General features: G+C 44.5%; 23 protein-coding genes. 2 read left to right on the top strand and 21 right to left on the bottom strand.

What is annotated here, in order from left to right; all coding sequences use genetic code 11:
- Positions 1-386: 386 nt before the first annotated feature.
- The 16 genes from AR333_RS05460 to AR333_RS05385 all read right to left on the bottom strand — a co-directional run bounded on the left by AR333_RS05460 (position 387) and on the right by AR333_RS05385 (position 13,304).
- The gene (locus tag AR333_RS05460) at positions 387-797 is read right to left on the bottom strand and encodes a hypothetical protein (RefSeq protein WP_068774273.1); all 411 of its coding nucleotides are present in this window, start codon (positions 795-797) and stop codon (positions 387-389) included.
- Entirely contained in the window at positions 790-1,623 is an 834-nt protein-coding gene (locus AR333_RS05455; protein ID WP_068774272.1) for a phosphotransferase family protein, read from the bottom strand. Before AR333_RS05455 ends, AR333_RS05460 begins: the two co-directional genes overlap by 8 nt.
- A gap of 4 nt (positions 1,624-1,627) precedes the next feature.
- Positions 1,628-2,170, bottom strand: coding sequence for a GNAT family N-acetyltransferase (locus tag AR333_RS05450; RefSeq protein WP_068774271.1), 543 nt, complete (start codon positions 2,168-2,170; stop codon positions 1,628-1,630).
- 229 nt (positions 2,171-2,399) lie between these two features.
- The gene (locus AR333_RS05445) at positions 2,400-2,804 is read right to left on the bottom strand and encodes a VOC family protein (protein ID WP_068774270.1); all 405 of its coding nucleotides are present in this window, start codon (positions 2,802-2,804) and stop codon (positions 2,400-2,402) included.
- A gap of 4 nt (positions 2,805-2,808) precedes the next feature.
- On the bottom strand, positions 2,809-3,699 hold the full coding sequence (locus AR333_RS05440) for an alpha/beta fold hydrolase (protein WP_068774269.1): 891 nt from the start codon (positions 3,697-3,699) through the stop codon (positions 2,809-2,811).
- Positions 3,700-3,853: 154 nt separating this feature from the next.
- Positions 3,854-4,633: a hypothetical protein gene (locus AR333_RS05435; protein ID WP_068774268.1), complete on the bottom strand. Its 780-nt coding sequence runs from the start codon at positions 4,631-4,633 to the stop codon at positions 3,854-3,856.
- Positions 4,623-4,847: a hypothetical protein gene (locus AR333_RS05430; protein ID WP_156430837.1), complete on the bottom strand. Its 225-nt coding sequence runs from the start codon at positions 4,845-4,847 to the stop codon at positions 4,623-4,625. Before AR333_RS05430 ends, AR333_RS05435 begins: the two co-directional genes overlap by 11 nt.
- A gap of 45 nt (positions 4,848-4,892) precedes the next feature.
- Complete coding sequence (locus AR333_RS05425) at positions 4,893-5,591, bottom strand: hypothetical protein (protein WP_068774266.1); 699 nt, start codon at positions 5,589-5,591, stop codon at positions 4,893-4,895.
- A gap of 220 nt (positions 5,592-5,811) precedes the next feature.
- Positions 5,812-6,291: a transporter gene (locus AR333_RS05420; protein ID WP_068774265.1), complete on the bottom strand. Its 480-nt coding sequence runs from the start codon at positions 6,289-6,291 to the stop codon at positions 5,812-5,814.
- Positions 6,292-6,406: 115 nt separating this feature from the next.
- Positions 6,407-6,931, bottom strand: a complete 525-nt coding sequence (locus tag AR333_RS05415; protein ID WP_253735727.1) for an HXXEE domain-containing protein — start codon at positions 6,929-6,931, stop codon at positions 6,407-6,409.
- 2 nt (positions 6,932-6,933) lie between these two features.
- Positions 6,934-7,635 (bottom strand): trans-aconitate 2-methyltransferase, encoded by a 702-nt coding sequence (locus AR333_RS05410; protein WP_156430836.1) that lies wholly within the window; start codon positions 7,633-7,635, stop codon positions 6,934-6,936.
- A gap of 182 nt (positions 7,636-7,817) precedes the next feature.
- Positions 7,818-8,780, bottom strand: a complete 963-nt coding sequence (locus tag AR333_RS05405; RefSeq protein WP_068774264.1) for an acetylxylan esterase — start codon at positions 8,778-8,780, stop codon at positions 7,818-7,820.
- 267 nt (positions 8,781-9,047) lie between these two features.
- A complete protein-coding gene (locus AR333_RS05400) occupies positions 9,048-9,302 on the bottom strand; it encodes a hypothetical protein (RefSeq protein ID WP_216638961.1) in 255 nt (84 codons plus the stop codon).
- A gap of 87 nt (positions 9,303-9,389) precedes the next feature.
- A complete protein-coding gene (locus AR333_RS05395) occupies positions 9,390-11,480 on the bottom strand; it encodes a methyl-accepting chemotaxis protein (protein WP_084783510.1) in 2,091 nt (696 codons plus the stop codon).
- A gap of 144 nt (positions 11,481-11,624) precedes the next feature.
- Positions 11,625-12,326: an RNA polymerase sporulation sigma factor SigK gene (sigK, locus tag AR333_RS05390; RefSeq protein WP_068774262.1), complete on the bottom strand. Its 702-nt coding sequence runs from the start codon at positions 12,324-12,326 to the stop codon at positions 11,625-11,627.
- 258 nt (positions 12,327-12,584) lie between these two features.
- A complete protein-coding gene (locus AR333_RS05385) occupies positions 12,585-13,304 on the bottom strand; it encodes a hypothetical protein (protein ID WP_068774261.1) in 720 nt (239 codons plus the stop codon).
- 226 nt (positions 13,305-13,530) lie between these two features.
- On the opposite strand from AR333_RS05385, the gene AR333_RS05380 reads away from it, so the two are divergent.
- Positions 13,531-14,148: a copper amine oxidase N-terminal domain-containing protein gene (locus AR333_RS05380; RefSeq protein ID WP_068774260.1), complete on the top strand. Its 618-nt coding sequence runs from the start codon at positions 13,531-13,533 to the stop codon at positions 14,146-14,148.
- Between the two features lie 205 nt (positions 14,149-14,353).
- On the opposite strand, the gene AR333_RS05375 is transcribed toward AR333_RS05380, so the two are convergent.
- The 4 genes from AR333_RS05375 to AR333_RS05360 all read right to left on the bottom strand — a co-directional run bounded on the left by AR333_RS05375 (position 14,354) and on the right by AR333_RS05360 (position 19,764).
- Entirely contained in the window at positions 14,354-15,022 is a 669-nt protein-coding gene (locus AR333_RS05375) for an MBL fold metallo-hydrolase (RefSeq protein WP_068774259.1), read from the bottom strand.
- 295 nt (positions 15,023-15,317) lie between these two features.
- Entirely contained in the window at positions 15,318-15,893 is a 576-nt protein-coding gene (locus tag AR333_RS05370; RefSeq protein ID WP_068774258.1) for a hypothetical protein, read from the bottom strand.
- Between the two features lie 120 nt (positions 15,894-16,013).
- Positions 16,014-16,592, bottom strand: a complete 579-nt coding sequence (locus tag AR333_RS05365) for a hypothetical protein (protein ID WP_068774257.1) — start codon at positions 16,590-16,592, stop codon at positions 16,014-16,016.
- A 1,393-nt stretch (positions 16,593-17,985) separates the two neighbouring features.
- A complete protein-coding gene (locus tag AR333_RS05360; protein ID WP_156430835.1) occupies positions 17,986-19,764 on the bottom strand; it encodes a glycoside hydrolase family 2 protein in 1,779 nt (592 codons plus the stop codon).
- A gap of 177 nt (positions 19,765-19,941) precedes the next feature.
- Here AR333_RS05360 and AR333_RS05355 point away from each other — a divergent pair, with 177 nt between their 5' ends.
- Positions 19,942-20,862, top strand: coding sequence for a transcriptional regulator (locus tag AR333_RS05355; RefSeq protein WP_068774256.1), 921 nt, complete (start codon positions 19,942-19,944; stop codon positions 20,860-20,862).
- 18 nt (positions 20,863-20,880) lie between these two features.
- On the opposite strand, the gene AR333_RS05350 is transcribed toward AR333_RS05355, so the two are convergent.
- A complete protein-coding gene (locus AR333_RS05350; protein WP_068774255.1) occupies positions 20,881-22,305 on the bottom strand; it encodes a glycosyltransferase family 2 protein in 1,425 nt (474 codons plus the stop codon).
- Positions 22,306-22,316: the final 11 nt, after the last annotated feature.

Below are 22,316 nucleotides of genomic sequence, written 5' to 3'. Positions count from 1 at the left end.
TCTCCATCTTACATTAGTCTGTGCTACCAAATAGACTACAGCTTCATTAGGCTTATTCTCCGTGAGATGATTCTAAACGAATCAAACGTTAATGTTTAAATGAAAGTAGGTCACCGGGTTACTCTAAACCTTGGATCCGGTGTATTCGTTGAAATGATACCTATATTCGTATTGTTAATTCCGTATTCTTGCCAACTGATGTTGGGGGTATCGTAGATATATAATCGACCCTGGTCTTTTTCCTGGTTATTAAGAATTATGTTCGTCACAATAAAAAGCACGACCATACATATTCCCGTATAAAAAGATACTTGGGCAATCCTTTTGTTTTTAAGGGAATTCAACTGAGTCACCTGCGCTCCCTTTAATTTATAATCATTCTTACATCATGCGATTATTTTTCTTTTGTAATAAAGAAGCACATGAATGAAAACTCCGATTATCGTACCAATGCCGACGCTCACCAGATTGATGGATAATATAAGGATTACAAGGATTCCCAGACCTGGATTTTCATCCATGATTGGAAATAACATGCCACAAAGAATTAAAAAAAGGATAGAAAATAAAGGCGTTAAGACAATTAAACCTAATAGTACATACAAAAACTTCAGTTTAAATAAAAAAACAACCGGAATTACATAGAAAATTATTAATGCGGCCATCACTTTATTAGTCTGATCCAAGAACCCTTGATCGTTAAAGTAGGCGGCGTAAATTAAACTTTCTCCCACAAGGGCTTGGAAGATGCTCAGAACTACAGTTATCAGCAGTATTTTATGGAGTGTATCATTCATGTTGTTCCTGCTCAAGATCAGACGCAGATGAAATCCCCCTCAACCGACCCCAGATTAAACCTAATAACTTATCTTGTTCAGCTTGGGGGGACTCCTCCATCAATCTCGCCGCCGCTACAGGCAGTATCCACTTGTCTATATCTGCACGATTTAGTCCGGTAAGTCTTAAATATTCTTTCAGGTATCCGGTCTTCATCCATTTTCTCAGGGCATTAATAAGCAGCGTAAGGACGAAGGGAGTGCCTTCGGGCATGGTTCCGCAAGTGATCAGAATCATAGTTCTGGCCGCATCGCCAGCAGGGTTGCCAGACATTCCATTCATCCAATCGATTATGATGGGACTCCGATTCATCATCACGTTGTCGGGATGAAAGTCACCATGGCACAGCTTGTTCCCGTCAGGCAGTTCATCCAAGTGGGCCAGTATCTTATTCTTCTCTTTTTCTGTCAGGAGTAGCGTACTTTTAATAGAGTGACGTAAAAGGTTTTTCTGCTTTCTAAGCGCCCCTGGAGCCTCATGAGTGTGGAGTTCAGCATGTAGGGCGGCTAAAGTTTTCGAATGCTTAGGCATAAGCCAAGGCATCTTGGTCATATTGTGAAGCAGCGTACATCCGGGGATGCGTTCAAATATGATACCCAGCCTATTTTCCGCCTCTGTCAGTTGAAATGGTCGCGGAGTCTGTATACCAAGGGAGTAGGCGGCGCTGCTGATCTCGAATTCCTGTCTAATCGCATCTTCACAGAATTCTTTGTTGTATAGTTTTAGGATCTGATCTTCCTTATACTCGACAATATCGGCTGTCCTGCCCTGGCCTATTCGCTTCATTTATTTATCCTCCGCGGCTCTTAGACTGATACTCGTCTCCAAGTATTGAAAATAAATAGGAATCATGAAACGTCCCCTTGTGCCACATATGTTCTCTGAGATGCCCTTCTTGTGTCATCCCGATTCTTCTTAGCACATTGGCTGATGCTGTATTCCCGGGACGGCATGTCGCAAAAACCCTATGGACATGACGGGTTTCAAATGCAAACTTTAATAGAGCCTCAGACGCTTCGGCAGCATAACCATGTCCCCAATAGTCAGGATTGAAGCAATAGCCCATTTCAGCATTGGTTTCATTGATATACAGGCCGCAGCCGCCTATTAGTTGATTCGTTTCTTTCATAACAACCGCTAATTCATAATCCGTACGATCGGTGGACTGCTGTTTGGCGAGCTGCTGATCGATGAAGGCCTTTGTCTCCCCTTCGCTATTAGGTCCCCAAATCATATACTTGGCTACTTCAGCATTAGACGCATATTGATGTACAGCTTCCCAGTCTTCCTTGCCAAAATCACGGAGCCATAATCTTTGGGTTTCTATTTTCATACACGACTCCCCCTCATATTTATTATCGTCCGGTTGAAGTGCTCACGACTTTTTTCTAGAATAAGCGCCACTCCATCTGCATCATTCGTATCCGCTATGCATCGACCTTTCATGCAATTATACACATTTTCCCTATAATTCCAAATAAAAAAGAGAGCCCGCCGCTCTCATTGTCCAATGTCTATTATGCTCTGATCGGTTTACTGGATAGACGTTATTTATTGAGTGTCTAAAAACTGCAAACCCCCATAAGATGCCCATTATTATCTGCAAACTCTAAGCTTTTTAATTTTCCGTATTCCTTAACTTCACTTACGTCTATTCCATTGTCTTTAAAGATTTGATGAGTATACCTAATGTCTTGGGTAAAAAAATTAATTATCGGATGCTTACGTCCATCGAATGTAAAATACAGCGGCCGCACTTCATCGGCTTGAACCAGGGTGATCATAGCCTGTCCGAGAACGATGTTCCCTTGACCTTCCTTGGGATGATGGACCGTAACATTAAGAGCTGCATAACCTCCATCATGCCACATAAATTTACAACCAAGTTTGTTAACATACCAGTCTATCGATTCCAGAATATTACCAACAGGAATGAAATTACAGTCAATTCGGTTTAAAAGATCCATAGAATCATCTCCCTTGTCCATAATTCACATCCAGAAACTGCTTGATCTCCCGATTCATTTTCTTCAAAAGATTTTCCGACGGAAAATGACCCATCTCATACGTGAGATTCGTTATCAAATTCGGAATGATCGCTTGGGCTCTCTCCATCACCTTATCAGCCGGAAAGAAAATATCTTCTTTGCCCACGATAACCATCGTTGGAGAAGTATAATTCAACAGCTCACTCTTCCCGGTTAATTTAGGCATCTCCTGTTCTAAGTTAACATGGGTGAAAATTTCCCCGATAATGCTTTTATCTAATTCCTTCATGCTGTTACAAGACATGACATCCGCGATTTTCTGTAATTGACTTGGTGCAGAAAATATTTTGAAGCCGATCATCGGGAGTAATATTTTCTGAATCATTTTCATCTTGGAACCTAGCTTCAGCCCTGCGGGTGCTACCAGTACAGAGCAAGCAATTTTCTCCGGCATATAAGCGGCTACTCTCAGGATAATCCCTCCGCCATAAGAGGGACCGATAAAAGCGCTCTTCTCTACATTGAAGTGGTCCATCAAATCAGAGATCCACAGAGCGAAACTGTTATCCTTAGCCGAGATTCTCGTTTCGGCACTAAATCCGGGATGCCCGATCGTATCCGGTGCGTAAATCCTATACTCCCCCAGTAATCCGGAGAACCAGGATAAGGTCATCGGATTAATGCAATTTCCACCTTGAAGAATAAAGACGGGCTGTCCGTCTGCGGGGCCTGTCACTAGAGTATGGGTCTTACCGAAGCGCGTCTGGACATACACTCTGTCGAAATCAGCCTGGAACAAATCCAAATACGATTCATAGAAAGTATGAATTTTTTTCTTGCCTTTCTCACTTTTGTATAACGGATGTACGCTCATTTAAGTACCTCACTAGCCTTCCCTTCAGATTTAAAAGCCCCAATCCATTCTTTCCGCCGATCATGCCGTACCGTTTAATTATATGTTTTCTGGTGCAATTTTAAATTCATGGTGCATGATGTTTGGCGTGTTGTACACTCATGTCATCACCAAGTTAGAATAAATCTTTATAGTAATGCGGAAAATAATGCTTTAATGCAATAGGATTTACTGAATCTCTTCCCTTCCATATACTTGCCGGACCAAACCAATTAGATCTCGTTGGAACCTTTTTATATTTTTCTGATAGATCCCCTGAAGGTTCTATTATTCCCATCTTTGCAAGCAGTTCGATTAATAAATGTCTTTCCTCATCATTTGATTTTATGATTGATTTCAGTCTCAAAGCAAGTGAAATGGCACCATCATTGGGATGAAGCGTGTTTATTTCTTTCACTATCTTTCTCATGACTGCTATGTCTTCCTTATTCGGTAATGGCTCTTCCAATTCTATGTACTTTTCAAGTATGAAAACATTTGGAAACGCAAAAAATGTATCCCCTGCTCCAAACTTATGTATGGTAAAGATGCTTTGTGTAATATCGTGCTCAGATTCCTTGGATATTCCACACAGTTGACAAGACCCTGACCCCATAAATTTATGAGGTATGACAGGTCTTAAATTGCTATAGCAGTCTGGTATAGCTCGATATTCCAATATCCGATCAGATAAGCTGGCTAGCAAATAATTCCCTAACGATTCAGGGGAGTATTGTAATACAATTGTATTCATCCTTTGAATGACATCGTCATGAGAAATACTTAACTGATCAACATATAACCCTTCTTTTCGCAGCAGGCTCGCGTCTTCTTCATTAAGCAACTTGGGTGAACGCAGCCATCCATCATCCCAATAGATTGAAAATAATAATTTCTTTAATTTGTTACTGATCAAGATGCCGCCCCCTCCCGCATTCGGATTGATGACTTACCAGGACAATATCCCTCGGCATACGATCTCTTACCTCTATAGGATATCGTAAGCCCTCCTCACTTCTATCCCAGACGAGGTTATCTGTCTCATAATAGTCAGTCCCGTACATAGCAGCCAGTTGGCGTGCCGCAGTCGATTTCCCGCTCCCGCAGGAGCCGATAATTCGTATTCTCATCTCTCTCCCTTTTTCCAAAAGCATGGAAATGTCTGCCATGCTTTCCTAACGTTCATAATAATAGGCCTGCACCCATGCATACTTCTTCCCATTCTCCTTGCACCACTCAGCAAAGCCCTCTGTATGCCGGGCACGGAACGCTGTCCAATCCGCCAGCAATTCCCGATAGTAATTCATCTTCTCTCCAATTCTTTGCCGGTGCGCTTCATCTTGAATCCGGCTGTTCAACACGTCCAGCTCGTCCAGCAACGCGATGTCCTCTTCTATATGACCCAAGTACAAATCCTCCGAGATATGATGACAAGAGTACCAGATCGAATTCAGCAGCAGTTGGATCAGCCGCTCTATGGCCAACTGCTCGGCATCTCCGCCGATAGCAATCGCCTGGCGCAAATCCTGCGCATTCTTACCGGTATTCAGGAATAAGCCGCTCCACCGGAAGGGTCTCGCGTCTTCCTTCTGAGCTGCCATCCATTCCTTCAGAACGGGCTGAACGAGATTGATTTCTAATGGATAGACCAGGACCTGGTGCACATCATCCGCTTGCTCACACAGCCCAAAGAACCAGATGAGGAATTGTTTCCGGTCCTGATGCTCCCAGCTTTGTACTTCATTTATAAAAGAATGCAGCGAAACAAAGGAGTCCTTACGGAGCCCTTTCTCTTTCTTCATGCAGTAATCCACAAACAGCGGATAAGGACTGGCATCCTCGTTATGTATGATGGCTTTCAAAATTGTGTTCATCCTGCACCTTCCTAACCGTTCCCTCATCGAAACTCAGACAGTTAATTTAAATTCAGCCTCTTCCTTAAATCCCATCCATGTCTTCGTTTGTTCTTTGTTCGCTTCTACCGCCTTTATTTCCTCTTTATTCTTCCATAAAAAAAGACACCCGCATCAAGCATGCGGATGCCTGCCGGAATAGGTCCAGCTTCAGCAGTCTGCTTCTAGATCCAATCAGTATCTAGAAGCAGGTAAACGAACTGATTCGTCTTAAATCAATTCCGAAGAATACCCAGGTCCATCCGATCCACCGGAAACCGGAGACCGAAGTGCGTCCGACGAAAGTCGGATAGAACCAGAAGCTGCTGCCGTCATTCAGCCACACGAATGTATTGCGGAACAAACAGCCCCTAATAGAACCCGGATCTACCGCAAAAGTCGAGACCTGCTGCGGCTCAAATTGCGGCGGGGGCGAGGTGGGCGGCTGTTGGCCTTGCGGCCCCTGAGGCCCCTGCCCCGGAAATCCGGGAAACCCGCCTGGCCCGGGTCCAAATCCCGGACCGCCGGGGCCTCCGGGGCCGAATCCCGGAGGTCCTGGAGGCGGGGCAAATGGCCCCTGCCCCTGCGTCTGCGGGAACATTCCCTGGAATCCCGGAATGCCTTGCAAGCCTTGCGAACCCTGTGAAGAGATGAACGGTCCTTGCGGTTGTTGATAACTCATGAGTGGTACACTCCCTTTTCTGAAGTAGGCTAATATACTGTATGCCGGAGTATATGTAGGCGACTGGGCGGATGTACCGGATCTTGCTTCAATTACTCGTGGATACTGCCTTCACTCAGTCACGGATGACCATTTTGCCAAGCTTGTGCCCGCCCAGGACGACCGGGAGCACCAGCAGACCCGTCGGCGCGTAGAGCAGGATTTGTCCCCATGTCAGCACTCCCTCATTGGTCAGCCTGTAGAACAAATAAAGTCCGTAAGGCAGCGTAACGATAACCGCTGTAACAACTCCCGGCGTATAAGAGCGTACCCAAACCGACTGCCCTGCGTGCGTGAACACATGCAAGAGCATCAGCGCATTAAAACCGACGAACAACACATAATTCCCATGTTCCACTGCCCAGTAAGTAACGGGGATAAAGAGAACGAATTCAAGAAGAACAGCCACAGCAAATTGGGATGATTTGACGGTAGACATACCTCGCAGCAGCGGCCCGGCAAAGCTTGGGATCCGCCCTTTGATTCTCGGGTAATGCTTGTTCATCCAAGACTCTACGAAAATAATTTCTTCCAGATCATGAATTATAAAGGCTGCGAGATACAGCCACATCAGGGAAGAAACCGAGATCAGAGAATCCATGCTCAGCATCCTGATCGTTTCCTTCCAAACATAACAACGAAGTTGAAATTTTTGTACACACAGTCGACATCGGAGCAGCCGATTTCCTTCAGCCAATTGATTTGAGTTTCTAGGCTGGACATTCTATCCAGCTTCGTTCTTTCATAAGCAGATTCAAGTTCATCTCTAGCCAGGCCACTCGCTTCAACTTTATTTTTCCAGTTATTCGTATACAGAGATTCAATAAACGGAGTCTCCCCCAGAACCTGATCCGCATTAATAAGAATGCCGCCCGATTTTAAATTTGCGTAAGCATTCCGGTAAAGTGCCTGTTTGCCCGCATCCGACAGATGGTGAATCGAAAGGGCCGAAATGATCAAATCAAACTTACCCGGTGCAGTAAAATTCGTGTAATCGTCCACGAGATAAGTGACATCAGCAGATTCATGGAATCTGGACTTTGCAACTTCCAGCATTTTAGGGGACAAATCGATGAGTGTAAGTTTAGCTTTGGGGTATCTTTTGAGCAGCATGGATGAGAACAGCCCCGTACCCGCTCCTAAATCCAGAATATGAGGGGAACTTGTGCTTACATTCGCAAGCGATACCGCCGTATTATAGAAATCATCAAAACACGGGATCAGTTTTCTTCTTTGTTGATCGTATGCATGGGCAATCTCATTAAATTTGCTGCTAATCTCCTGCCGGCTTTCCAAACGTCCCACCTCGCATCATTTCGCTATTTAGTTTCATCATATGTCAAAACCAATCATTGACCTAATATATAAAATCTATCTTTTCTATAGGTTATGCCTATAACTATCTACCTGAGCCCAATAAAGCCTTAAATCCGTCTTCGTACAAAACAAAAGCCACCTAAACCGTTATCGGTTAGGCGGCTGCTATTTTATAATTCACTCAGGAATCGTACGATTTTGTCCCCCATACCAGGAAGCGATTCATGTCCGAAATCAGGGAAGATTTCGAGCTTTACATTGGTTCGGATTTTGTTGAGAGCCGCAAACTGTGCGGAAGGCGGACAAATGATGTCTTGAAGTCCGACACCCGCCAGTACATCCGCCCGGATCCGGGAAGCCAGGTGCTGGATGTCAATATAGCCTAGCCGGGTGAAGAATTCCTCTTCCCGCTCGTGCTGCGGGTCGAAGTAACGGAAGAATGTTTTGAGCTCTATATATTCGTTCTCGCACAAATCCATATCCCACACCCTCTTGTAATCGCTGAGGAACGGGTAGACCGTTGCGGCTTTGCGTATTCGGGGCTCCAGCGCTGCGCAGGCAATGGTCAGCGCCCCGCCCTGCGACCAGCCGGTGGCGCCAACACGGTTCTCATCGACCTCATCAAAGCTCATCACGATTCCAGCGAGCTGCGCCGTATCGAGGAATACATGCCGGAAGAAGAGTTTGTGCGGATCTTGATCGTAAAGGCCGCGGATAATGTGACCGCGGTGAGTATTGCCGATCACGCCTCCGGTATCTTCGGACAGCCCTCCTTGTCCGCGGACGTCCAGCCAGGCAATGGAATACCCCATGGCGGGATAGAGCATAATTTCACTCCAGTCCCCGCTGCAGCCCTTATAGCCATGGAACTGCAGGACAGCCGGATGAGGACCAGTGGAAGTCTTAGGTCTGGCATACTTAGCATGAATGCGTGCGCCATTCACACCGGTAAAATATAAGTGGTAACATTCGGCGAATGGCATCTGATAATCAGCAGGCACCAGCTCCATTCTGGGGTCGATCGACCGCATTTCCTCCAGAGCTTCCCGCCAATAGACATCGAAATCATCCGGGCGCGGATTGCATCCTTCATAGCTTGTTAACTTAGACAGCGGCATATCAACTAATGGCATGTTTATTCTCCTCTGCGGTCTATTCTTACAAATCTCCTGAGCAGCAGTTATGGATGTGTAAGCGCTACCTTTTGATGAGTGATCGAAGGTTCTTTTTCTTATTATAAAAAACTCCACAGACAGAGGATACGAACGAATTCATGCCGTTTATTCAATAATCTTAGAAACCGGTTAAGGATCTTCATTATTTTAGGAGTCATGTTCACAAAATTAAGCGAGACAAGAAAAGCTCAACAGGGGACCTATTAAGTGAAAGTTGCCCGCTAGTCAGGCCAGCCTGTACAAGTTGAAGAATTCTTCTTCCAGCTTAGCATTTTGGCGGATAATGCCGGCTATCTTCGGTTTATAAATGGCATCCTTGTCGGGTGTGTTTACATAGTAGTATTTAATGAAACTTTTCTGCACGATCTCCCATTGGACGACTAATTTGCCGGAGAGAGGCAGCAGATGGATCGGCAGCCTCTCTACTTGATTACTGAATGTAGGGTCCACGCAGTACAGACCAGTCTGATCCTCCTCCACCCCACTACAAGGCAGGCGTAATACCTAATAAAAAGACGCTTCCTTCCACTTCAGGTCGGAGGCGTCTTTCAAACATACAACAGGCAACTATACTTTGAAGTTGGCAATCGTTTGTTTCAACTGCTCGGCACTTTCTTTGGTATCGCCTACAATCTCCAACACTTTATTGGAACTCTTCAGGGCAATACTTGCTTTATCCGAGATGTTCCCGGTTCCGTCAGCCGATTCGTTGTTTGCCATGGAAATCTCGTTTATCGTAAGTGTCATATTCTGAATCGCTTTGCTCAATTCATGCGCGGTTGAATTAAAATCTCCAAGCAAGTTCTCATAGAACTCCGCATCACGGTAATATTGCCGGCCGGTCTCAACCATCGCATTGTAGTCTTTGATAACGGTCCCATCAATGAATTCAAGCATATTCTCCGAGTTGTTCTTCAAGTTCTCCACGGAGGAGGTCACGATTTGGACTACATCACGGATTTTGTTGGCCGATTGTCCGGATACCTCAGCCAGCTTGCGAATTTCACCGGCTACCACAGCAAAACCTCTTCCGGCTTCACCGGCTCTCGCTGCCTCAATGTTCGCATTCAAGGCCAGGAGATTCGTTTGTGCCGTAATCTCCAGAATAGAATTTGCAAGCACCTGAATTTGCTCGACGGCCTTGGACTGTTCAATGGCGCTGCCGAGGTTCTTCCTCATCTCTTCGCCAATCTGAACCGCACGCTCCGATGAGATGACGGCAGTTTCACGCAGATTCTCAGCCCGTTTGCTGACTTCCTTAGAGATCTCTTCGCCTTGCTTCGCTTTATCCGAGATCATATGAACCGACTGACGAATATTCACCGAAGAATGGTTCATTTCTTCCGTTGATGCGGCTGTTTCTTCCATCGCAGCCGCCATTTGCTCCGTTGTGCCCGACACATCTTGAATTTGGCTGTTGAGATCGGTCAGATGACTGCTCACTGCCGTTACCGACCCGCCCAGCTTGTCCGACTCTTGCACAATCGTGCGGATCATCTCGCTGACCGAGGCCTGCATCGTGTGCATTGACTGCATCAATACACCTGTCTCATCCTTGGCTTGCATATGTTCCTTTGGTACCGGATGAGACAAGTCCCCGCCGGCGATAACTTTCAGGTGCTCAGTGGCGACTTTAATCGGCGTCGTAATGCGGTAGGACAGCAGAATGAGAATCGCAGCGAACACAATAATGCTGCCGATGATAACAACAACAAGACCTCGCTGCAGGTCGGAAACATTCTGCATATATTCATCCACTGGCTTGAAAGAAATAATGTACATATCCTGGAGAGTCGATTTACCGTAAGAAGCGATTTGCTTCTGACCATCCAGAGTGAAATATCCCAAGCCATTTTTGTTTTCACTTACTTCCTTGAAGAAAACAGGGATATCCCCTTCGGCTTTGGCCATATCAAATTTCAGTACTTGTCCAGCATCTTCTGCAGCAACGAGAACGCCGGCTGAATTGATCATATAAGTCTTGACGTTGCCTTCTTGTGTGGTCCTGACGATATTCGTCGACAACTTCGTCAAATCAACTGCCGTACCGACAATGGAAGGCTTGTCCCCCGTGCTGCCGTCTGGAATCTGAGACAGAAGCGCCATAATAGGTCCACTGGTTACCGGAGATTGGACAGGACCGTACAGAACGGGGCCTTTCTTAATTCCCTCCAGGAGGGCGGCATCCAAATCCGCAACACCTATGTCGATATCCAAAGATTTGCCGCCGATGCCATCGGACACGATAACACTATTGTATGCGGCATAAATATTTTCATATAAACCATTAGAGTCCGTTAAAATTTTGCCGAGATAGGCGGATGTATTCGCAGCATTCTCCGATTTGGAATTGCCGGTTTTCTTCATCTCCTTGAACGTATTGATCAGAAAAGGATTGTTCGCAATAGAGGAGGAACTCAGCGATAAATTGTTAAAGGCCAGATCCATCTGATGAACCTTCTCCGATACAATGTTCATCATAGATTCTCTTGCTTCTTCCTCCAAGGAATCGCCCGACGAGCTGCTTGCATACCATAGGGCGATTAACATAGGAATCACCATACACGCGACTGATACCAGCATAATTTTGGCAAATAATCCGGTCAGGTTGATCTTTTGGAAGACATTGCGACTTCCCTTTGAATTATACATTTTCATTGGAACCTCCACGTTGTTTCGTGCTGGAAAATTAGATTACTCTTAATATCGTCACAACTTGTATAATTGTTTAGTAATAAATATCGTTGATAAATGAAAAAAAGCCTCTTAGACAAGGGGCTTTTTGACTCGTTATGAAGTTTTTTACCGCTTTGCTTTGTAAAACTCATGATACAGCTTCATCAAAGCCCGCTTCTCAATTCGTGACACATAAGAACGCGAAATACCTAGTTCCTTGGCGATTTCCCGCTGGGTCCGCTCTTCCCCGCCATGCTCTAGTCCGAACCGCCCTACCACAACCTCTTTTTCCCGTTCATCCAATATATCAAGGTTCCGGTAAATTTTGCTTTTCTCGATTTTGAGCTGGACCTTATCGACAACATCGTCCGCTTCCGTTCCTAAGATATCGATTAGCGTGATTTCATTTCCTTCTTTATCTGTCCCAATCGGATCATGCAGTGAAACATCCTTACGGGTCTTTTTGAGAGACCTCAAATGCATCAGAATTTCATTTTCTATACACCGCGCCGCAAAAGTCGCAAGTTTCGTTCCCTTCGTCGGGGAGAAGCTTTCGATCGCTTTAATGAGTCCGATCGTGCCGATCGAAATCAGGTCCTCGAGATCCTCCCCGGTGTTGTCGAATTTCTTCACGATGTGCGCCACCAGCCGCAGATTATGCTCAATCAGCATATTACGGGCATGTGCATGGCCTTCCGCCATTAGCTGAAGGTATTTGCTTTCCTCGGCCTCCGTGAGGGGCTGCGGAAACGCATTGTTTTTGACGTATGAAACCAGCAGTGTCAGTTCCTTAATAAAAAAAGCAATGGCGCTAAACAGTCCGGGCAACGATGACACCTCCTGCTTCAATTCCCTTACGAACCACCATCCATCGGTGCGGTCCTTTTATTGTATGAGGGCAGGTGCCTATACGTGCCTGTACCGGGCAAGATGTTTGGTGAAAAGCACGCTCATCTTGTCTACGATATATTTTGATTTAATAGCTTTAAACTATATGGGTAGGCTTCAGCGATATGAATGTATGTTTAAAAATGATATGCCAATGACCTTCCAGTTTAAAATCTGGAAGGCCGTAAGTCAGCCTAATCAGTTTAAGAATTCGTGTTTCTTTATTTGATTATTCGGCATTACATTATGAATAACATTAGCAGCAAAGTCGAGGTCTTCGTAAATGGACAGCACGTAATTACTCTTATTTTTTAACAGAGAGTTTATCTGGTCTTGAGACAAGCCGTGCTTAAGTTTAGCCTTTAAATCGACGTTGTGTATCTCATTACTGCCTGACACCCGAGGCCCTTCAACAGCAGCAGTCTCAGATTCTACGAATAAATCAGATGATTCTTTCGGAAATCTAAGTTTAAAATAATACTTATGTCCATCTTTTGATAAAAACTGAGCTGGTATGTCTCCAAACTGATAACGAAGCGTATAAACAAGATCAGGGCTTCCCTCTTGTTGTGAGATTGCGAAATCATGTACGATAAACGCATTTTGATCAGGAAAATACGTGCCATCCAAAGTCTCAGGAGGAACAGATGCGATGGGCGAAGCGCTCGGTCTAATACCAGGTGTAACATGATTAACATGGGAACTTGCAGGTTTATCTTGACATCCGCCTAGAAGGAACACAAGTGACGCAGCAATAAGTAAGCAATTTTTGTTCATGGAATATTTATATTGGTTCCTGTGCTTCTTAGTTGGGAGTAATACTCTGGCCAGTGGATGGCGGTTGGACAGCAAAAGCGGATGTTGACTACTTGCGACAAGTGAAGCACTCAAAATTCCGGCAACCCAAATTTTTTTCATTAAAAGCAAACCCCCAATAATTTTATACGAGTCGAATTAATCAACCATCGTTCAAGGATAACCCTAATTGGAGGGGATCAAAATAGTAAAATAGTTCTAAAAATAACTTATTTTAACCATTTGAAACTCATCTTTTGTCGAGCAAATTTATTCACAGAGCTATATCGTATATTGGAAAAATATGCTTCAATATGATTGTAAAGATTTTATAGAATGGGGTCTTAAAATGAAAAAGAAAGTTATTTCTATCGCAGCAGTCTTAAGCATCTTTGCCGGCGTCGTATCTGCCTCAAGCATCAATGGGAGTTACAAAGGACACTCCATCGTAAAAGTCAAAGTTAACGGTGATTATGTGAGCAGCGATGTTCCGGGAATTAACCTGGACGGCACTACAATGCTGCCTGTGAGGGCAGTGGCTGAGTCCCTGGGAGCTAATGTGAAATGGGATCCGGATACTTATACCGCAGAAATAGCACCTTCACCCACTTTAAAAAGCATAGATGAGATAGCAAAACATTTGAAGAGCTACAATATTTATTCTTTAGACTATCATACGGATGGATCCGGATACACACAATTCATTGCTATTTATGAAGGCCTATTCTTTATGGGGAACGAAGGGAAATATAACGAAGCAATCAAAGAAATAGCGAAGCAAGCTATCACTCTGGGGACAACTGATTTTGTTTTCGCTGATATAATGGGTCAAACTATATCGGGAGTTACAGAAGATGCTCGTGCTTTTTTTAACGGAAAATTAACGGAGAGTCAATTTATTGACACGCTTATACAGGAATGGATGGATGAAGAGGGAGAGAATGAGGGCGAAAATTCCCAATACTAAGTAAAAAGACCCTCATCATGAGGGCTTTTTGCCTTAAACAACAATTCGATACAATAGCCCTATATCGTGTATAGGAAAATGTGATTAAACGGGTTGTAAGTATATGTAGAATGGGGTCTTGTGTTAAAAATAAACCTATTTATCCAAGACTCCCCCAAGCTTGTCATGAATACAATCGATTTGTCCATTCCACACCTCCATATTACTAACAAAACTTCAATAAGTTACTTTGATTCGGTCTCATTCTAAAATCAATAAATTGTTTCATTGAATCAATTTGGAAATAAATGTTTTGATCGAACAAATTATTAAAGGGCTCGCCGATCATACTACCATATGAATGTCCCGGATATACACGTACATGTGGAGCGATAATGGATTTTAGTCTTTGAATGCTTTTGAACATATCTTCAGCGGAACCGCCTTTAGAACTGCAGCTGCCGCAGCCTTCGATAAATACTGTGTCCCCTGTAAAAATACTTTCAGAGAGCAAAAAACACATACTGCCGGAAGAATGTCCCGGGGTAAGCAGACATGTCACGGTAATTCCTTCGAAAGTTAACACTTCAAAATCGTTAACGCCTTTCAAATTATCGCACTTGAATCCATAGTCCTCTAGCTCTTTGACTGAAATAAAAACGTCGCAATGATAGATCGCTGTCAGTTGCGAAACCAGATTTACATGATCATAGTGGGAGTGCGTCAGCAAAATACCCTTTAAGTCGGCTTGCAATTCATTTAGCTTATTTACAATTGTGCCTAGCTCCCAAGAGGGATCAACAAGTAAAGAGGCACGACTTCTTGGATCGAAAATAATATAGCTATAATTAATGAATGGCTGCGAAACTGTCCGCAATGGGAACACTTCATTCATAAGTAGAATTCCTCCCGAGTAGTAACATAGCCTCCTGGTAATGCCGAGGTTGGTGGACCAAGGTTTTGCCCATGCTTCGGAACATAAAAAAACTTCCGGTCAGCACTGAATTAAATCATAGATGACGCTTCAAACCGGGAGTTTCCTTTTAACTTTTTAATCAATCAAACTATTATTCTCAAAGAGATCCAAGCTTGATGCGTGGATGCTGTGTTATACGCTGTTACTGCCCTCAGTGAGTTACTTCTACATTTGTTATTTAACTAGTATGTTTATATTGAACGATACCGTTAAACTATTTAAATATATCTAGATAACACCACAAAATCTCATAATGTCCAACAAGTTTGCCGGAAATTTCCTCGATATTTCGGATTGCAGGATCTACGCCATATTTATCTACACTTTCATCGAGAACAAACGAACCGTCTAAAGGTATTTCAGCCCTGAATTTATGTAAAGCCACAATATACTCTTCTGGTGTCTGTTTGTCGGGGGATCGTTTTTCTATGTCATAAGATTCTATCGGCTTATATAATGAAGACTTTTTCATTTCAACATTATTCTTGATTGCCGAGATGCTATTTCCAATCTGCTTATAAACTGATGGACTGTATTCTTGCGGATGGAATGTAATCGTATTTGATGCGGTTATGACGATGATAACAATCCATATAATAACAAACTGGGGAAGTTTCATCTTCCTGGACAAAAAAATACCCAATGCAATAATAGCTAAATTAGCCACAATCGTCATAGGTATGGCAATTATTCTACCGAGCCCTGTATAAGGAAACAACTGCACCATTAAAATGATCATGATAACCGAAATCAATAATGTCCCCAAACCGCATATTACTGCTCTCTTCAAAGCGTCACCACCATTTGAGAATCATGTTTTTACTGTCACAAACTATAAAGTCGACGGAATAATCTTTAACCCTGTTTGAAAACGATTGCTTTATGTCCATCATCATGTTCCTCCATCACATTATCTTCCGAAATATTTTATTGATCCTGTATGATCTACTCCTCGGAATACAAATCCACCCACTTCATCTATCGCCATCACCTGGAAAGTACCTGCATAACCATTTACGACATCTAGCTCTATAAATACTTTTGATTTTTCTTTTATTTCATTTAAATCAACAGATTTTTCTTCTTCAAACTGCTCATTTGTTATGATCACTTTTATAATTTTGGGATCCGAGACTTCAACTGCTAGTATTGTATCATATCTCTTATTCGAATTTAGATTTGCAGTCCAAGCCCTCAAGATTGATTCATCTTCCGGATACATCGGACGTAAAACTGAAACATTAGTCACATGAAAAAGTGTTTTCCATTTTGATTTTATTAATTTTGCATAAGTCCCTTGCGGTCCCTTTAAGATAACTACTTTATTATTTTTGAAGTTCTGCTCAAATACGATATCTCCATTGTATTGTGGGAATGAATCTTTAAGTGCCCCTTCCTGACTAAATGAGTATTCTGATATATGTAGTAGATACAAACTAAAAATAAGAAAACAGACTGTAAATATTATTCTTCTTTTATATTTTTTCATTTATCCTCCTTATTTGCGTTCTTACGGGGATTTCTTATAACGTTCCCGTATTCACGACGCCGAGAGGCTTAAGAACCCAATGGGGGTTGCCGCGAAGCGATTAGATTCGCAGGGTTGGCTGAATAAGCTTCCTTTAAATGCTTCTCGGCGACCGAGCAGCCGTAAGGCTGCGATGCGTGAATGCATTATTATAAGAAGTCGACGACTTCAGTGAAATGCTTTCGATTAATGGATTATTCGCCACTTAGCCTTGCAGGGTTGTCTGCTGGATCCACTTCTTCGAAAAATCTTCATGTCTACCAAGGGAGCTCGGCCCCCGCGCGTAGATACTATGTTATTTGCTGTTCTCTACATTTTTCATATTCTTTTTACTCCTTACAATTTTCTTTCTTGATTAATTAATAAATCTAATCGTTCAATTATTCGTTCTTGGTTTTCCATCTGCTTTTTAAGTTTATAATTCAAACTACTAAGTCCAAAAATTAATATAAGCGGAACCCCTATAAATAGAAAAAAAATAATTATATCCATAATGACTCTCCTATTCTTTAAATTTGATTTTTAAAATTTCTTAACTTCTCTTGAGCTTTATGATTTTCCCAGGAATTGAAATAACATTCTGGTACTTGCGAACCTCGTCAGGGTCTGTCCGTAGCCCCACTTCCCCGAACCGAACTGTAGACCGAAGCGTGAGTACGTTGGTAGCTGAAGAACAAGCCCTCTTTGTCCCACATGCAAAATTGTCTTTATCAAAAAACGACCTAGCCTGTGTTGCTCAGTAAATAGGCTAAGTCGTGTAGTCATGTGTATGTTTTCTATTTGTTTGGTGTATATTCAATTAATTCGGCTAATGTACAATTATATGTCTCGCACAATAAATAATGTTTCTAGCTTAGTCGATTCTCAATTTTCAACTCGATAGAGTTTGTTAATCGAATTCCGATTTAAGCCGGACTATCCCATGACGTCATCTATTCGATGATCTGCCATCAGTCTTCTTAAATTGAACTTTATCATCATGGATATCCCTCCATGACTACTATATTATTCTGTAAAGCTGTTTTCTGCAAGAAAACCCAAAATCTTCAACTTACGGAATCAACATTTAACTTTTTATTGATACTACAGGGTTACGCACTAACTCTACAAGGTTAATTGGAGGTTGATAATTTATGAACTACATGGAGATATATTCACTTTAGATCGAATTAAACTCTAAGAATATGAAGACTGAAATGCTAATGGTGCGATATTCAGATACATTTGGAGCCATCTAGTTCGCCTCCCTTAATTCTCTAGATCACCCGCCACACACAAAAGGGACTTCCCTAAAGAAGCCCCTTTTACGATCCACACTAATTAAGCCTTGCTACCAACGAGATCGGAATCAACCTCAAGCTTTTCCACCCGTCATAATCTTGCGTATCTCCTCAAGAGGAGCTTTAGGCTGTCTGTCATAAGTAAGCAGCCCGTTAATTTCCTGCTCGACATCCGTTAACTGGGTATAGCAGTACCCTTGAATGACAGGCGAAGAGAACATCGGATCAAGAACCGCCTTCAGCCGTTCCAGGAAATCTTCTTCGTTCTCTGCTCCGGAGTACCCCCAGCCGTCCCACTCGCTCTTCTTGTAGGCAATACCGCCGAACTCGGATACCAGAATGGGCTGTCCCTGATAAGCTGCGCCTCCCACCAAAATCCTGCGGTTGCCCGGTTTAGCGCTTATGGCAGATTCAACGGTCGCATAGCGCTTTTCCAGTACTTCCCGGCGGCTCTCGTAATCATGAATGGTTAACAGATCGGTTGTCATCTGCTCCCATCCGTCGTTAAACACAACAGGCCTCGTCTCATCCAGAGATTTGGTCAAATGATACATGGCCAGGCCGTGCTGCTGCTGCTTTTTGTCCACCTGGATATTGGGAATTCCCCAGCTTTCATTAAGGGGCACCCATGTTACTAGACAGGGATGGTTATAGTCCCGTTCGATGATCTCCTGCCATTCTTTTGTAAAACGCCGCACGTATTCCTCGGAATAATCGTAAGCATTCGCAGCCTCACCCCACAAGAGCAAACCGAGCTTATCGCACCAGTACAGGAAACGGGGGTCCTCCGTCTTCTGGTGTTTACGCACTCCGTTGAAGCCCATTTCCTTGGTCAATTCCACGTCTCTTCGCAGGGCTTCATCACTCGATGCGGTAAGTATGCCTTCGGGAAAATACCCCTGATCCAAGACAAGGCGCTGATAATAAGGCCGGTTATTGAGGCACAGGGTGCCGTCTTCAATCGATACTTTACGCATGCCACAATAGCTTACTGCTTCGTCCAGCACTTCTCCTCCACGCATAAGACGGAAGGTAATGTCGTAGAGGTTCGGATGCTCCGGACTCCACAGACGGCCCAGACCATGGTCTGTAAAGTCATGCAGTCCGATGGCCCGGCTCACTTCCGGCAGATGAACGGAGTACGTATCCTCGGAGACCTTGCCGCCCTGGAAGGTTATTTCAATTTGCAGCTTGATCTCATCTGCCGCCTGAAGTCCTTCGACAAACGTGCGGAACCGGATTTCACTTCTGTCAATGTCCGGCGTCAGCATCACTTTCTTAATATGTACATCGTTCACAGGCTCCAGCCAGACACTTTGCCATATTCCCGTAGTCCGCGTGTAGAAAATATAAGCGGAATTCTCCAGCCAATACTGCTTTCCGCGAGGCAGTGTAACATCCCGGCTGAAATCTTCGGCACGCAGCACCAGGGTGTTGCTCCCCGGAGCAAGCAGGGGGGTGATATCCGCCTGGAAAGGCGTATGTCCGCCTTCATGAAGAGCCGCAAGCTGCCCGTTCACCCACACGCGCGCGTTGTAGTCAACAGCCCCAAAATGAAGCAGAATCCGCTTGCCCGACCACCCCGCCGGAATCTCAAACCTTCTCCGGTACCAGACGAGATCATGGATGGCAGGATCTCCGATTCCGCTAAGCTTGCTTTGAAAGGTAAAGGGTACGGTAATCGTCCTTTCAAATGCCACACCCGGCTGGTGCCAGTTCTCCGCATCTCCCACACGGGCGTCGTCAAATGAGAATTCCCATTCCCCGTTCAAGCACAGCCATTCCTGCCTGGTCAATTGAGGCCTTGGATATTCGTCGCGAGGGACTTGCGCATTCACAGCTTCTTGGTTCACGATGTCTTCACTCCCAATTAGTTAACTAAATAGTTAATAATTAACCCGGTAACTTTATAATAGATTGTAAGTTAGCCGTTTTATATAGTCAATATCAAACTTGTTTAATTAACCATTTGGTTATACAATGAGGTTGTCGAAATTTTTAAACCAATAAAATGGAGGAAGCAAGCACATATGGACCTGCAAGTAACTGAGTGTAATCTGCCCTTGTTCGAGGCTCTTGCCTCACAGACCCGTATCAAGATGATTGAACTCCTCCGATATGAAAATCTGAATATTAAAGAAATGTCCCTTAAGCTGGGAATCTCTTCCGCTATTGTGACGAAGCACGTTCATCAGCTGGAAGAAGCCGGTATCATCACGACTCAGCTTATGGCAGGCAAACGCGGGATGCAAAAGCAATGTACACTCCGCCTGGATAGGGTCACCCTGCTCTTTAAACCGGATAATGGAAGCGGTGAATGGCAGGCCCCGTCACAAGACCACTATACGGTTTCCATTCCGGTCGGGCAGTATAGCGCCTATCAAGTTAAGCCCACCTGCGGCCTGGCTTCCGGGAGCAAGCTGATCGGCATGCGGGACGATCCCCGCTACTTCGCCGAACCTGAGCATGTACAAGCGCAGCATCTCTGGTTTGCAAGCGGGTATGTAGAATACCGGATTCCGAATTATCTGGCAGGCAAACTGCCTGTGAAGAGCATCCGCATCTCGCTCGAAATTTGCTCGGAAGCTCCCGGATTTGAAGAAAACTGGCCATCCGATATCACTTTTTATGTAAATGATACAGCTGTGTGCAGCTGGACGTCACCGGGTGACTTCGGCAGTGTCCGGGGCAAGCTTACCCCCACCTGGTGGGAACCGGGCAGCACGCAGCACGGTCTGCTCAAGACTCTGCTTGTCACGGCAGACGGGACTTTCATGGATGGGATTCAGCTTTCCCCTGTCACGGTTCAGGATCTTGCCATTGCGCCGGCTGAAGAAATACGCTTCCGGATCGGGTCCTGCGAAGATGCGAAGCACCCGGGCGGTGTAAGTCTGTTCGGCAGACAATTCGGCAATTATGAGCAGGATATTGAAGTAAAGATCACCTACTGAGCTGCGGGGTCCCCTGGCCTACAAAGACATGTAATAAACCGTCAGCAAGTCGGCGGTGGACATTCTTTGCAGGGAAACGGAAGATGTAATCTCCATTATGCTGTGCCGTCCGGATTGTTCCACTTTCTCGAAGGTAAATCCATAATTGCGCAAGAACGGAGTTACCTGATCCCAAGTCAGCCAGCCGGCTCCGCTCTCAAAACAGTGATGATCCTCCGTATGGATGACGACTAATTTGCCGGATATACGCAGCAGCTCTTTGAACATAAACAGGAGCATAGGCAGGCTGGACATCCGGTAATAGTCCGTCATGATGGCCACGTCAAAGAAACGCTTCTCGTAGAACGTGTTAATTCCTAGTGCGTAGACGATATTCTTATCCTTGAAAGTCTGGGAATACGATTCGTAAATGCTTTTGTTCTGAAGAAAAACATGTGTGGTTTGCAGGGTTTGAATAACCGAATGAGAATCAGACCCCACGAGCAGCGACCTGCCTTCCTCATTGGACAAATATCGGGTATTCAACTCATTCATTAACGATTCGCTGTATGTAGGCGTGAAATATTTGGTAAGAAGGCGGTTGTATTTGCCCATAAGCTGGTTATAGTACATATCTGCGCAGAAGGGGTACAGCTCCGTATCAAAATCGCCGTTCTTCTGATGAATTTTAAATTTATTCCGCAGCGAGGATCGCATTTTGTTCTCATCATTATGGGTAACTTCATGGGGAAGATGGAGCGTTTTGATATGCTCGGTGGCTTGAAAGCTTCCCCCGTTCCTGTACAGCTGGTAGCTGAAATCGATGTCCTCGGCTCCCCATTCTCTAAACGACTCGTCAAACCCGTCTGTCCTGGAGACAAGTTCTCTCGATGTACTAAGCGCTCCGCTCCATCCCAAGACCCAGGGGGCCGGTAACTGGTCCAGATCATTCTGCACACTTTCGAAGCTTACCGCCCTATAATCCTCCCAATTGGCGGTATACTTCATCTTGTCGCAGAACTGCTCGAACGATTCAGGAGTAAGCCCTAGGATGTCTTCCGCTTCATTCTCGTCCACTTCAGCAAATAACCCCAGGATATAATGCAGCAGCACAAGCTCCGGTCGGCCTTCCAGAAGTCCGGCGACAGATTCCACATAATTAGGCGGCACCAGAATGCCGCAATCCAGGAAGAGCAGCTTGCTTCCCGTGCTTGCCTGTATCCCCGTATTCCTTGTTCGGGACCGATTGGAGTCCGGAGTCCGCTCGAGGTAAATATAACGGAGATTCGGCAATTCAGACTGGTACTTCTTCGCGATTTGTCGGATCGGTTCCGTGGAACCGTCATCCACGACGATCACTTCATACGCCAACGACTCTCTCACCTGCTGCTTGCTTAAAAAATACAGGGATCTTTCGAATTCCTCTTTATTATTGTAAACCGGAATAATAACAGATACGTCCATCGCTTTCTCTC

The sequence above is a fragment of the Paenibacillus sp. FJAT-26967 genome (assembly GCF_001541095.1).
Taxonomy (GTDB): Bacteria; Bacillota; Bacilli; order Paenibacillales; family NBRC-103111; genus Paenibacillus_F.
The sequence above is the reverse complement of the archived record's forward strand: the minus strand, read 5'-3'. Positions and strand labels throughout refer to the sequence as shown.